General features: G+C 45.0%; 12 protein-coding genes. 6 read left to right on the forward strand and 6 right to left on the reverse strand.

Annotated features, from left to right (window positions below; translation table 11 throughout):
• Positions 1–74: 74 nt before the first annotated feature.
• On the forward strand, positions 75–263 hold the full coding sequence (locus QUB16_RS30795) for a DUF4342 domain-containing protein (protein ID WP_333322019.1): 189 nt from the start codon (positions 75–77) through the stop codon (positions 261–263).
• Positions 264–473: 210 nt separating this feature from the next.
• On the opposite strand, the gene QUB16_RS30800 is transcribed toward QUB16_RS30795, so the two are convergent.
• From QUB16_RS30800 to QUB16_RS30810, 3 genes are all read right to left on the reverse strand, one after another.
• A complete protein-coding gene (locus QUB16_RS30800) occupies positions 474–1853 on the reverse strand; it encodes a serine hydrolase (protein WP_333322005.1) in 1380 nt (459 codons plus the stop codon).
• A 243-nt stretch (positions 1854–2096) separates the two neighbouring features.
• The gene (locus tag QUB16_RS30805) at positions 2097–2429 is read right to left on the reverse strand and encodes a hypothetical protein (RefSeq protein WP_006633666.1); all 333 of its coding nucleotides are present in this window, start codon (positions 2427–2429) and stop codon (positions 2097–2099) included.
• Positions 2430–2469: 40 nt separating this feature from the next.
• On the reverse strand, positions 2470–2643 hold the full coding sequence (locus tag QUB16_RS30810) for a hypothetical protein (protein WP_333141939.1): 174 nt from the start codon (positions 2641–2643) through the stop codon (positions 2470–2472).
• Positions 2644–2919: 276 nt separating this feature from the next.
• Here QUB16_RS30810 and QUB16_RS30815 point away from each other — a divergent pair, with 276 nt between their 5' ends.
• Both QUB16_RS30815 and QUB16_RS30820 read left to right on the forward strand, forming a co-directional pair.
• Positions 2920–4785: an AAA-like domain-containing protein gene (locus QUB16_RS30815; RefSeq protein ID WP_333322007.1), complete on the forward strand. Its 1866-nt coding sequence runs from the start codon at positions 2920–2922 to the stop codon at positions 4783–4785.
• Positions 4786–4906: 121 nt separating this feature from the next.
• On the forward strand, positions 4907–5857 hold the full coding sequence (locus QUB16_RS30820) for a phytanoyl-CoA dioxygenase family protein (RefSeq protein WP_333322009.1): 951 nt from the start codon (positions 4907–4909) through the stop codon (positions 5855–5857).
• Positions 5858–6407: 550 nt separating this feature from the next.
• Here the strand turns inward: QUB16_RS30820 and QUB16_RS30825 are convergent.
• Positions 6408–6926, reverse strand: a complete 519-nt coding sequence (locus tag QUB16_RS30825) for an O-acetyl-ADP-ribose deacetylase (protein ID WP_333322010.1) — start codon at positions 6924–6926, stop codon at positions 6408–6410.
• A gap of 28 nt (positions 6927–6954) precedes the next feature.
• Positions 6955–7719, reverse strand: coding sequence for a 5-formyltetrahydrofolate cyclo-ligase (locus QUB16_RS30830; RefSeq protein WP_333322012.1), 765 nt, complete (start codon positions 7717–7719; stop codon positions 6955–6957).
• Positions 7720–7932: 213 nt separating this feature from the next.
• On the opposite strand from QUB16_RS30830, the gene QUB16_RS30835 reads away from it, so the two are divergent.
• A complete protein-coding gene (locus tag QUB16_RS30835) occupies positions 7933–10683 on the forward strand; it encodes an AAA-like domain-containing protein (protein WP_333322013.1) in 2751 nt (916 codons plus the stop codon).
• A gap of 252 nt (positions 10684–10935) precedes the next feature.
• Here QUB16_RS30835 and QUB16_RS30840 read toward each other — a convergent pair whose 3' ends face one another.
• On the reverse strand, positions 10936–11400 hold the full coding sequence (locus QUB16_RS30840) for a COP23 domain-containing protein (RefSeq protein WP_333322015.1): 465 nt from the start codon (positions 11398–11400) through the stop codon (positions 10936–10938).
• 345 nt (positions 11401–11745) lie between these two features.
• On the opposite strand from QUB16_RS30840, the gene QUB16_RS30845 reads away from it, so the two are divergent.
• Together QUB16_RS30845 and QUB16_RS30850 are read left to right on the forward strand one after the other, a co-directional pair.
• Positions 11746–12243 carry an HNH endonuclease gene (locus QUB16_RS30845; protein WP_190659271.1) on the forward strand — a complete coding sequence of 166 codons (498 nt, stop codon included), beginning with the start codon at positions 11746–11748 and terminating at the stop codon, positions 12241–12243.
• A gap of 238 nt (positions 12244–12481) precedes the next feature.
• Positions 12482–13756, forward strand: coding sequence for a bifunctional oligoribonuclease/PAP phosphatase NrnA (locus tag QUB16_RS30850; protein ID WP_333322017.1), 1275 nt, complete (start codon positions 12482–12484; stop codon positions 13754–13756).
• Positions 13757–14130 lie beyond the last annotated feature (374 nt).

Genomic DNA, 14130 nt, shown 5'->3' on the forward strand with positions numbered 1-14130 from the left:
TTGAGCAACATCTTGCCTTCTGTTAAAAGGTGGCTACTTTTAGCTGCACTCATTTTTTAGTCTAAACTACAGTAATTCAGCAAGGAAAACTCCGCCGCCTCGTCATCAAAAACTCGCAAGGGCGGACTTTGGCAGACATTCCGCTGATGGCTGGATTGGTAGGCGGCGTTGCCGGCTCAGTAGTCTTTCCAATTGCTGCTGTACTTGCTACAGTGGGGGCAGTTGCGGCTCATTTGACTGTAGCAATTGAGCGCAAAGAATAGTCCTTAGTAATTAAAAATCTTCTCTTCAAGTCCGCGAACGCGGACTTTGTTTGTTTAGTAGCGATTTCAATCGCCGAATTGTCTGATCAACGTGAGATATTGCTTCTCAAGAACAGGCAAGATGCCTGTTCCACAAAGAGTAGATTTTCTTGTGGAAGGGGCCCCAGAGTCCGTTCAAAAGGCTGATTGACAATGGTGCAACATCTCAGATTAACGTAAATTATCCGGTACTCTCGCCGCAGGTTGGTCTAAATAATTGTAAACAATCCGCGAAATTCGACGCACAAAATCTCTCACAATCGGGTCATTGTAAGGACGTTTGACAAAGATTGCCGCTAAATAACGCTTACCGTTGGGCATATCTATAATTCCTGCATCGCCAACTACAAAGCCGATATCTCCGGTTTTGTCCGCAATAACTGCACCGGGCCCCAAACCGGAGGGCAACAGCGTTCTAGTTGTAGTATTCCGCAATAATTCTAAAGCTTGTTCCCGACTCTGTTCAGAAACTAATTTATCGCGAGACAGCATCGCCAGCAACTTTACCATATCCACAGAACTTGTGGTATTTGTTCCTTGAAAATCGCCGAGCCAATTGCGAATTCTGGTATCAGTTAATCCCCAACTGCGAAAACGCTCGTTGAGTTTAGCAATTCCCCCCAAACGTTCAATAATCATGTTGGTGGCTGTATTGTCGCTGATGGTAATCATTTTATCTACGGTTTCTCTGATGCTAAACCGAGTGCCATTTGGTCTGTCTTGCATAGTTCCAGAACCGCTGGCAACTAAGTCGGACTTCATAACTAATGTTTCGTCTAGGCTAACTTTGCCTGCGTCTACATCTTGATAAAAAGCAATCAGAATGGGTAATTTGATGGTACTGGCGGCCGGAAATACTCGATCGCCCTTGATATCCAAATAGTTTCCTGTATCTAAATCCAGAAAAAACATTCCGGCGCTGAGGGATCTATACTGTGCGATCGCACTTTCGATTTGAGGCTTGATTGCGCTCATTTCCGAACCTGTTGACATCCCCAAATCAGTGGAATAGTTTCTCTGATTTCCCGGCGAAACAGTGGGCGTAACTTGACCTGCTGCTTGTTCTATGCGGGTAATAGCTGTGGGTATAAAAGACTCGTTTCCCGCTATTTGCTCGGGATTTGGCAACTGAAATGACCAGCGCGTGGCAGATTCTCTAATGACTCGGACTTTTTGCGGGTCTAACTTATAACCTGGAGTTAATTGTATCACTAACCTGGTAGTTCCGGTGTCAAATTGCCCGACTCTAATTTGTTGAATAGCTGAGTTGTAGCTTTGAGGAGTTTCGGGATATTCCAAAACTATTCCCGGTAAATCAATTACTAAGCGGGTGGGATTAGCAATTAGTTTAACTTCCGGCTGAACTCCTGAATCTGTGGTTAAATTGAGTTGGTTTTCGCGGGCATCGAAGTGCCAAGATGTTAGTGTATCAGCTTTTGCGGGAAGGGCGATCGAGAAAAGACTAAGGGCGGCCGGCAACAGCCATCGCAGTTTAGGAGTCATGTTTGAAGAGAAAGAATTTAACGGCTGCAACGAGAAAGCGGCGGTCACAGTGTTCTCGACCGCTTTCGAGACGAAGCACCTAGCATCATACAGTCAACTCTTGCCCGCAGCCGTATTTTTTTTATTTTCTCTGAGAGTATTCCGTTTCCGGGACTCATATCAAATCCGGTTCTATTACCCCTTTTTTTTCGAGTCTCGCGGAGGGAGACGAAAGTTTGTACAGGGGCGAATTTTAGTGGCAGAATTCTTGTTTTGTAGACACAAAATTTCTTCACCTGAGATGAATTCAAGTTAGGCGACTTCCCGATTTCTAGCATCTTCAAGGGAGTCGATCGCGGCTTTGAGAAAAACTTTTCCTTTAGCAACAAATCGGCGATCGCTCAAAGGATCGTAAGCTTCCCAATTACCGCTAACTTCGCGATCGCGCCACAAAAACCAGCAGCGGTAGATTTCCCCGCTATCTATATCATCGCACAAAGCCAGCCAATCATCCCCCGTGAGAGCGCTGGCATCTAATGCTACCAATTCCACCCACGCAAGTGCAGTGCAGGCATCGATCGCCTCAGCATCAACCGAGTCAGATTTTGTAGCTATAGGTTGCGGCGAACAGAGTGTAGACTTCATAATTTCTCCTTAATTAAATTAAATCAATCAATGAATTTGCCTATTTATGGAACTGACCCGGTACGCCAAGTGGAAAAACTGTGTTTTGATAAATTTCTGGTTCGTCAAATTTACCAGCGGCTGATGCTTCTGTTAAATTATTAAGTGTATTAATTGTGAAAATGGCGGCAGTTCCCAAAGCGGCCATTGCCAGTCTGTGTAAGATTTTGTTCATTTGGGTTCTCCTTTTTTGCTTGGTGTATCTACTCTAAAAAGTTAAATCGTCATTAGCGGCGGAGATTGGGGAGTTAAGAAAAACTTTTTCTCCTCAAATATATTCAACTGTTGAATCCGTTATCAGGACAGAGTTTGAGGAGTCGATCGCCCTAAAAACATCTCCAAGTAAAATCCCTTAAATTCCGGCTAGCTGACTATCTTCCTTAAAATCGCCTAAAATAGGGACTTAAGGCGTTAAAATTTCTAGATTCGTTCCCCTTTCAGTGCAAGCGAAGTGCTCAAGTCAAAACGCGATCGTGGTCGCATTCTCACTGCCTCTGGCTTAAAGAAACTTAACGAGGCGCTCCAAGAATGGTCTGACCGACATAACATTAGAGGTACTCTGACTGAAATCGAGGCTGAGTCTGGCGTCGGTGCCGATACTGTCAGCAAAATTAAGCAGGGTAGAGAAGGTGCGGATTTGAGTAAAATTCGACAGTTGTTCGCGGCTTTTGAAATGACTCTGGCTGCTAGCGATCATCGATCGGCTAAACTTGAGGAACCGGAAAATTTAGACGAGCTGGACAATTTGCCACCAGCGGGGGAAACAGCCAGCAGCCGCAGAATTGTTAAAGTATTTGTGAGTTATCGCAGCGCCGAACCCGATCGCGAGTTGGGAAAACAGTTAGAAACGGCCTTAAGCGCGATCGGTCATACAGTTTTCACAGCAGAAAATAACATTAGATTAGGAGATAATTGGTTCGATCGCATTAATTTCTTCCTCCAAGAATGCGATTATTTGTTGTTGCTGCTGCCGCCAACGGGAAACCAAAGCGAACTACTAACATATCAAGTTCAGCAAGCAAAAGAACTACAAGACTCCCGCCCTGACAGAAAACCAATAATTCTCCCCATCCGCGTCGGTTTTCCGCTGAACGCGCCTCTAAATCACGACTTGCGGGGCTATCTGTACCGCATCAAACAGAGGGAATGGAAAACCACCGCCGACACTCCAATTATTATCGAAGAAGTTCTGAATTTGCTAGCAGAAAAACCCGCACCCGTCACTGAACAAACGGAAGATATAACACAAAAACAGCTATTAGAAATTAGCAACGACGAAATACCTCTACCCGCCGCCGAACCCGAATTACCGGGAGGACAAGTCGATGTCGCTTCTCAATTTTATGTAGAACGCCCGCCCATTGAAGAACGCTGCTATCAAACTATTGTGCAGCCCAGTGCCTTAATTAGAATTAAAGCACCGAGACAAATGGGTAAAACTTCCTTGATGGCAAGAATTTTGCATCACGGAGCCCGTCAAGGCTATTGCACCGTGCCGCTAACTTTTCAGTTAGTAGATAAAGCCGTATTTGCCAACTTAGATAAATTCTTAAAGTGGTTTTGCGCTTACGTCGGCCGCGAGTTACACTTACCAAATCAATTAGACGATTATTGGGACGAGATTTTTGGCAGCAAGGTCAATTGCAAAGATTACTTTGAAAAATACATTTTGCCGCAAATCGACAGTCCTTTAATTTTAGGATTAGACGAGATCGATCGCGTTTTCCAATATCCCGACATTGCCGAAGACTTTTTAGGACTGCTGCGGGCGTGGCACGAAGAATCGAAGCGACGCGACATCTGGAAAAAACTGCGATTAATTGTAGTTCACTCCACCGAAGTTTACATCCCGATGAACATCAATCAATCGCCTTTTAACGTCGGACTGCCCGTAGATTTGCCCGAATTCAACTCTCAGCAAATACAAGATTTAGCAGCGCGCCATAATTTGAATTGGTCGGATGCAGAAGTTGAAAACTTGATGGCAATTGTCGGCGGTCATCCGTATTTAGTGCGAGTTGCATTATATCACATTTCGCGTTCGGATTTGACACTAGATGAATTAAAAGAAAGTGCTGCAAGTGATGCGGGAATTTACAGCGACCATTTGCGCCGCCAATTGTGGAATTTAGAAGAATATCCAGAGTTGGCGCAGGGGATGAGAGAGATTGTAGTGGCGGACTCTCCGGTGCAATTAAAGGCAATGCAGGCGTTTAAATTAGACAGTTTGGGGTTGGTGAAATTGCAGGGGAACGAGTGCGTGCCGAGGTGCGAACTGTATCGACAATATTTTACAACACATTTAGGAGTTAATTAATTGGATATTTTAGCTCGTTAATGACGTAGAATTAGCAGTATGGGGAAAGAGCAGCACAAATATCGCAAAAGAGCGATCGCCCCGGCTTTCCCCTGTGCAGTATCAACGTAAAATAGGATCGATGACTGAAGAAACCGTCACTCTGAGAAAGTCTCTTGACTTAGATAAATTAATTCCACTTCTGCCACAAGCAGAAAATATTAACTACTGGCGCGAGCTCAACCCCAATTCAACTATTTCCGATCGACCATTTGAAGGCTTTTCACAATTTTCGGGAATCCAAAAAGCAGAAATTGACGAGTACAGGCTGCAACTGCGAGAAGAAGGCTATTTCCAAACACCTAGCGTCATACCTGCTGCTACTATTCACCAGATGCGCGACTGTATAGAAAATGTCCGAAAAGCAGGGTTTCCGACAATGTTTGCCCTCGTCTACGATGTCTTCTATCAAGTATTTGGTTACTTTAACTCAACCTTGACAGGAATTTTGGGAAACGGCTACAAGCTAGTTCCAAATTTTTGGGTTTATTACATAGAAACTTCTGACAGCGGCAAAGGATTTGAGCCTCACCGCGACGCCGAGTACGAAAATACTATAGACTCCAACGGTATGCCGACAGTGCTTACTCTCTGGGTGACAATTACTGAGGCAAATCCCCTCAATTCATGTATGTACATGATTCCGGCAAACCGCGATCCAGAGTATGCTGAAGCTATCAAAAATCTCAAGACAAAAGCTACTAAATTTGCCTTGGAAGATATCCGGGCTTTACCGACACAAGCTGGTACTCTATCGTGCTGGGATCAATACGTTTTTCACTGGGGAAGCCGCAGCAGCAGTCGGGCTAAATCGCCTCGAATTAGCTATGCTGTATATTGTCAGCGAGGGGATATTCCACCAGTTGATGATGCGATCGTCGATATCCCATCTGTGCTTGATTTTCCAACGCGGTTATCTTTGATTTGCAGAGGTTTGTATCGCTATTCTTACGCCAGTTTACAGCCATCCCCACAGGCGGAAGCATTGTTAGATTTCTTGAATAAGCATAGGGAAACTCTGAACAAAAGTTAATATAATTTTCCCAAAAAGCCAGTCATCTCAATTTCGGTTGCATCGGAATGATTTAACCGCTATTGACGCAGAGGAAGAGAACAGAGAGATGGGGATAAGTAACCTGGATTTGGTATGATTTCTGTAATTAATAATCAGGCGAACAATGCCCGTGAACGATATTTTTTTGATAACTTCCGACAATTGGCTAGACTGGATTACTGTGTTTGGTTATCTAGGTTTTACTGCTTTCATTGCATGGCGCGTGTTCACCACAAAGTAGATATATCATGAAATTATCTTCTTCCTCTTCTTCTTCTTTATTACTTCGCGTCCTTCGCGCCTTCGCGGTTCGTTTAACTTGTAGGGTGCGTCAGACGAAGTTTTAAGGCGATGATTCAAAGTTTAGGATCTGACGCACCTTACTAATTGTGCCTGTTGCGATAAGCTGTTACGCATTTAAACCACTAACGAGGCTTGTAGGGTGCGTCAGTTAGAACACTTACAGGACTTGGGAAACACTTCTGTACTGACGCACCCTACTATCTTGTAGGGTGCGTTAGATGAAGGTTTAGAGAGGTTTTGTAGGGTTGTATTTAGATATAATTCTCTCATAAATCTCATAATTCTCTCGATCGAAACAGCAAAAAATTACTTTTGGAGAACTACCATTATTTTGTATATATTCCGAGCATACCTTCACTGCAATCTCACCTGCTAGAGCTTTAGGAAAGCTGTAAATGCCGGTGCTAATGCAAGGAAATGCCAAACTCTCAAACTCTCGCTCTGTGGCAATCTGCATACACTTACGGTAACACTCGGCTAAGAGTTCCGGTTCTCCATCATTACCCTTCCGCCATACTGGGCCTACTGTGTGGATGACGAAGCGTGCAGGCAATTTATATCCCTTAGTTAGTTTAGCATCTCCAGTCTTACATCCTCCAAGTAATCGGCATTCTTCAAAAAGTTCCGATCCTGCTGCTCTGTGTATTGCTCCATCTACTCCACCACCACCAAGTAAGCTGCTATTTGCAGCATTCACGATCGCATCAACTTCGAGTTTTGTGATGTCGCCCAAAATAACTTTCATATCCTACAATAGTAAACTGTAGACAACTTTAGCACAGAAACTCGTTATCTAGTCTTGCTCTCAACTTTCGCAAAATCGGAATTTGCTCTAACTGTTCCGGCCGTATATTATCCCAGTTTAACCCTTTCGGACGCGGATAAATTGTATTAGTTTCAATTACCTCCTGGGCAGTAACAATCCAATTCAGCGCCCAATCGTGAGCTTGCATTGGTAAACGCAAATCTTCGACTATTTGCAAAGGATGCACTGTTGTTACAATTGGCGTATCGATTTGTACTAACCCGAATTCCTGCAACATAGCCAATTCCAAATCGGCAAAACCTGCACCTTTCCCGGTTCTTCCACCGCCCGGCCCTGCTGCTACGCAGCCGACTATTACTAAATCAATTGGCTCCATTTCTGCAAAACTTACCAATTTTCCGCAAGCGAGTGCTTGACGGGCGATCGCACTTTCGGCAATTGATATATTTTGCCTCTGCAAATCCTCAGCGGTTAACTCAACAAAACAGCGATCGTCTGTCAAGCGCGGTACTGCCATATACAGGCGTTTTCCATCTTGCAAAGCTCGCATCCGCACCGGATTTTGCGCCGCATCTGGATTGCACTTAATCGTTTTTGCTTGTTGCCAAATTGGTAAATTTGCCAATTTTTCCGCCGCCAACTGGGTCCCAACAAAGTTGGGAATATGACCAAACGGATCGCCAACAGATGCGGCTTGCTGCTTCAGCGAAGACCAAATTTCAGCTCTTAACTTGTCTTTGTCGTCGTTATATCCAGTCCAATCATTTTTCATGTTATTAGGCCTTATTGGTGGCGGGAAACTGCGCTAAAATTGTATGGTGCGTCCGACTTTCGTTATAGGGCAATTATTCAGAATTTCGGTTCTGACGCACCTTACTAATTGTGCCCGTTTCGGTAGATGTAAAGAGATATTTTAAATGATGTAGTAGCGGTTTAAACCGCCGAATGACTAAAATGTGATCTTTTTATTGTACCATTTTATCCTATGGATTATACCACAAAACCCAGTTACTATCAAGTCGGTGGGAGTTTGACAAATAACGCTCCCAATTATGTGAAGCGGCAAGCCGACGACGACCTTTATAACGGATTGAAAGCCGGGGAATTTTGCTATGTTTTGAATTCCCGGCAAATGGGCAAATCTAGCTTGCAGGTGCGGACAATTCAGCGGCTGAGAAATGAAGGAATTGCTTGTGCTGCGATCGACATTTCGGAAATTGGCAACCGCGGCGTCACTCCCGAACAGTGGTATGCTGGTTTGCTACGCATTCTGGAAAATAACTTTAACCTGTCGGATATTGTCAACGTGCGGACTTGGTGGCGCGATCGCAATTTTTTAACTCCGGTTCAAAGATTGAGCGAATTCATCGAAACCGTACTGTTACCCAACATTTCCAGCAATATTGTCATTTTTATTGACGAAATCGACAGCATTCTCGCCCTAGATTTTCCCGCCGACGATTTTTTAGCGTTAATTCGATCGTGCTACAACAAGCGCGCCAACAATTCAGAGTTCGATCGCCTAACTTGGGCCCTCTTAGGCGTAGCATCGCCGACGGATTTGTGCCGCGAGAAAAATGCCACCAGCAATACCCCTTTTAATATTGGCAAGGCGATCGAATTAACTGGTTTTGACGAAACAGAAGCGCAACCGCTAGCAGCGGGATTGGCAGAGCTTACAGACAGCTCTCAGGAAGTTTTGAGAGAAGTATTGTATTGGACTGGCGGGCAACCTTTTTTGACTCAAAAGCTGTGCAAACTCTTGCTGGAAAATGCAGATTTAATCCCGGATTTACCCCAGGGCGGGCACGGGGGCACCGCCCCTACATTCGGGGGGAAAGATACCATCCAAAATCCTCAAGAATGGGTTGAAAAGGTAGTACGCTTGAAAATCGTGGAGAATTGGGAATCTCAGGATATTCCAGAACATTTGTCCACAATTCGCGATCGGCTTTTCAAAGAAAACCAGCGGATTGTCAGGAGACTAGGATTGTATCAGCAAATTTTAGAACAAACTGAAAGTGTGCCCGATGGTAGTGCCGAACAAATGGAGTTGCGCTTAAGCGGATTAATCGTTAAGCGGGGGGAAAAACTAACAATTTCTAATCCTATTTATCAAGCTGTATTTAACCAAGGACTAATTGAAGAAAAATTACAAAAACTCTCGCCTTACTCGGAAGCAATCAAAGTCTGGCTAAATTCTAGCTGTGAAGATGATTCCCAACTGTTGCGAGGGGATGATTTGCAGTCAGCATTAGTTTGGGCGGCAGGAAAAAGTTTGAGAAACGAAGATTTTCAGTTTTTGACTGCCAGCCAGAAAGTTATTTTGAGCGACCAAAATCAACTGCTGCATTTAGCTACACTCGAAACCAAAAAAGCTGTAGGTGATGCCGAAAAAGCTTTGATTGAAGCTGACTCTGCCAAACAAAAAGCCAAACAGTGGATCGGCATCGGTTCTGCGGTACTTGCAGCATCGTTACTGGCGGCGATCGGCTTTTCAACTCTCGCTTACCAGCGGTTTAAACTGGCACAAGCAAGTATTGAAATCGAACAAAATGGCAGCGATGCTTTACTGTTGGCCGTATCTCAAAAGACAGAAAACAGCGAAGCTTTATCAGAAGCTTTATTGAGGGCGATCGCCTCCGGTAAAAAATTAAAAACATTGGTTGAAACTAAACACAAGCTAGAACAATATCCGGCAACTAGACCGCTATTAGCCTTACAAATAATTCTTGATAAAATTAGCGCAACACAGCAGACAAAAGCCTCATCAGTTCCGCCAACAAAGATAAACTGGAAAGCTCATAAAGGTGCAGTTACCAGCGTCAGTTTTAGCCCAAACAGGCAGATTTTAGCAACCGCAGGAATAGACGATAGAGTTCGGATTTGGAATTTTTCCGGGCAAAAAATTGCTGAATGGAAAGCTTTGCAGCAGTCAGTTAATATGGTAAACTTTAGCCCCAATGGTAAATTTTTAGCGACCGCCGGAAGGGACAGCACAGTTAAAATATGGAATTTATCAGGGAAAAATATTTCTACTTTGAAAGGAATTAAAGGATCTGTTACCAGCATCACTTTTAGCCCGGAAGGAAAGTTATTAGCGGCGGCAGGGATAGACAGCTATGCTGCAATTTGGGATTTGTCTAAACTGCCACAATTAGTATCGCCTAGCCTGAAACTCCCAGGTCACAACGGCTTAGTGAGAAGCGTAAATTTTAGCCCAAACGGCGATTTCATAACGACTTTAGATGGCAAATCTACAGTGCGACTTTGGAATTTGTCGGGCAAGCTGAAAAAAACACTGCCTGTTCAGGCCATTGGGCTGAGTTTCACTCCGGCTGAACACCAGTATCGCTTTGCTACAGTAACATTGAATGGCAAAGTTGGGCTGTGGAATCTGTCAGAAAAAGAATTAGTTAAGGAATTTCAAACCTTGCATTTTGATGCGAAATCAATTAGTTTTAGTCCCGACGGAGAACGGCTTGCTACAGTGGGAATTGACAAGACTGTACGGCTGTGGAATTTAGCGGGGCGGCAGGTTGCTCAATTTGAGTTCGAGGAGAATGTTGTTAGTGTCAGTTGGAGTGGAGAGGGAAAGCAAATTGCTGTAGCTGGAAGCAACGGCACTGTCTGGTTGAGGCAGGTTGAAGGGTTAGAAGAATTGCTGAAGCAAAGCTGCAATTTTTTCACCACTCAACCGAAGTATTTTACAAGAGTTTCAACTATCTGCAAGTAGGGACACGGCAATGCCCAAAGCGTGTCAACTTAACGTTAAACCGATAGTCCGACAGGGGTTGAAACCCCTGCCTCAAAGCTAAAGTCCTCTTGCATAGGACTAATGAGTTCTTCAGTCCTCTTTGAGAGGACTTTAGCTATAAGCCCCGTGGAATTCATTCCCTGGCGGACTGCCGGGTGAGCGGGAGGACTGGCAGACGAAAAGCTTAAGTTGACACCTATGGGCACGGTGCGGTGTCCCTACTAATGATTATCAATTTACTTTAACAGGCGAAACACTTACATTAGGATTGGCCACTCTTTTTAAGAGTTCTTGTCGGGCTTGTTCGGGATTTTGACCTTTGGGTACTTGATATAATAATCTACAGGAACCGTCTTGAGGATTAGCTGCACAAATAATTAGTTGACCGTTGCTAGATGCACCTGCTGTGACAACATTCTCCCAGCTTCCTTGCGGTTGCGAGTTGTTGAGAATTCCTGAGACTCTGGTGCACCGAGTAATCGCATCTTCTCCTGATTCATTGAAATAGTTATCAGCTAGCCACAAAATAACGGGAATATTTTTGCCTTGTTGGACAGCAATTGTAGCTGGCCGGCCGCCAGCAGCGCCGCAGAAGAATGAAGGCGCTTGGGCCAAGGCTGGACTGTTTGCTAAAATCTGAGCAGCAAGGGCAATAATTGACGCGCTAAAAGCTGACTTTAAGAGCCGAAATTTCATGAGCAGTAATAAGCTTTTTCATTTAAGGTTACTAATAGTCTAAAAAGTTAAACTGTTTGTTGCCGGGAAGATTAGGCATTTAGAGAAAAAAATAAAATTTATTGGGCAAATTTTTGCCTTGGCACACACTGGCCTCATCTAAGCCAAAATTCCGGGAAAAAAGCTCGCTGACAAACACGAAAGGCAGAAAATAGATGCAGCCACAGGGGGCCCCGGCGCGAAGGTATAGGGTAAAGGAGTGGTTTTTGAGCGTTTTTTGCGATCGCCTCGCTCTTCCCGATCGCGCCCCACCTAAATGGGAACCTGTGTTACCATCGGTAAAAATATTCTCTTTAATAATCAACAATGGGCAATGTTCTGGTGCTGAACGCCTCCTACGAACCCCTTAACATCACCAATTGGCGAAGGGCGGTAGTTTTGTTGCTGAAAGGAAAAGCAGAACAGGTAGAACACAACGGGAAATTTATTGCGCCAAACTTCCCGCTACCAACTGTGATCCGGCTGCGGCATTACGTCCGAGTTCCCTATAAGGATATTCCGCTAACCCGCCGGAACATCTTGCACCGGGACGCACACTCTTGTCAATACTGTAGTTATACGGGGGACGATTTAACCCTCGATCATGTAATTCCCCGATCGCGCGGAGGAGGCGACTCTTGGGAAAACCTCGTCACCGCTTGCGTGCGCTGCAATGTCAATAAAGGCAGCCGCACGCCAAAAGAAGCGGGAATGCCGCTGCGCTATCCGCCGAGGAAACCTCACAGCGGTCTTTATTTTGAAGTGACTAAACACGTTAAGAGCGGTATGCACAAAGAATGGCAAAAATATGTAATAGGCCTTTAAAACCCCTGTCAGCGCAAGCGCGGGGGTTTTTTGCGGGAGTTCTGAGTCCTGAGATTGCTTCGTTCCGGGCAACACACACTCTTTGCGTGAATTAAAAAATTAAAGAGAGAATTTACGCTCTTAAATCAGGTTTGTCGTAAAAAGTATGGGCTTTGACAAAAAGGCATCTACAAAGAAACCTGGTTTAAGATCGAATGTCGTGCAAATCCTGAAATAGTTAAATTGTTAATTTTCAACGATGAAAGACCATCCCCCTAACAATTCCGATGAAACATCCGGCAATCGCGAAGGTGAACTTGAGGCCAGCAGCGAGGTTGTACCCGCAGTGAGTGCCCCTGGGAAACGGCGCAGCAAAGCCGAAGTTGCTTCCGAAGACAATCGCGGCCGTCTCCGCGAGGAATTGCACGATCGCAAAGTTGAGCAATTTCGCCAAATGTTCGATCGGCACAAAGGCACTCGCCAGTTAATCTTACTGCAAGATTTTCCAGATCCCGACGCACTTTCGAGCGCTTGGACTTACAAATTAATCGCCGAACAATACGATATCCAATGCGAGATTATCTACGCCGGCGCCCTCAGCCACCAAGAAAATATTGCCTTAGTTAAATTGACAGGGTTGCCGTTGCAGCGCTGGACGGTGGAAACAGTAAAAACTAAGGATTTGTCGGTGTTTCAGGGCTGCGCTTTCATTGACAATCAAGGGACGACTTGTAACTTAACCGAGTATATTTTAGCGGCTGGAGTTCCGATCGCCGCCGTCATCGACCATCACAATTTGCAGGGGGAAATGAACGCAGAATTTACCGATTTGCGGCCTCAAATCCGCGCTACAGCCACGATTTTTGCCGAGTATTTACAGTCTGGACTCCTAACTCTCGACGCCAGCGTCAGTCTGCACATCAAGTGCGCTACAGCTTTGATGCACGGTTTGCGATCGGATACGATCGCCCTCAGACAAGCTCAGGAGGAAGACTTTCTAGCTGCGGCTTATTTGAGCCGGTTTTACGACCCGCAGTTGCTGGATGCCGTGTTACAGTCGTCTCGTTCTAAGTGGGTGATGGATGCGATCGAGCGATCGCTCAAACACCGCACCGTCCAGAATAATTTTTCGATCGCCGGCATCGGCTACCTCCGCTATGACGATCGGGATTCTATCCCCCAAGCGGCGGACTTTTTAGTAACAGAAGAGAACGTACACACAGCCGTTGTTTACGCAATTGTTCACGACAAAGACGAAGAAATTGAAGTAGTAATTGGCTCGCTGCGAACTAATAAACTTACTCTCGACCCCGACGAATTCATTAAAGAAGCCTTCGGTCAAGATGCTCAAGGACGCTTTTTTGGTGGCGGCCGAAGTCAAGCAGGAGGTTTTGAAATTCCGGTGGGATTTCTTTCTGGCGGCAATGAGAACAGCGATTATGCAAGGCTAAAATGGGAAGTATTCGACGATCAGATCAAGCAAAAGTTGCTGCATTTAATTAGTCCTAAAGACAATCCTGTTTACGATCATTAACTCTGGAGTTTCTAGGTGCGGTATTGATTCCAGCAACAGCCTGGGAATGCCGCTGGGTTAGACCTCCGGTTGCTACCATCTTTTGCCGTGTTTTTTTCTCCTTCCGGGCAAAATCTCAACTTGATAATCAGTCCTGCCCGCACTTCTACTCTCATCAACCGGGTTTTTAACTCTTATTGAGGGTTGGAACTCACGCCCAGTGCACTTCTGTCATGAACAGGCTATCCGGCCTGTTCCACAAAAATTAAATTTTCTTATGGGGAGTAGGGGTTGGGCAGGAGAACCCGCGCATAAAAAGCTTAGGATCGCGAATTAAATAACTTACAATTTTAATTGTTATTGTGGGATGGGCGTCCCGCCCGTCCTTTTTGGAC

This window comes from Microcoleus sp. D3_18a_C4, from assembly GCF_036702415.1.
Taxonomy (GTDB): Bacteria; Cyanobacteriota; Cyanobacteriia; order Cyanobacteriales; family Microcoleaceae; genus Microcoleus.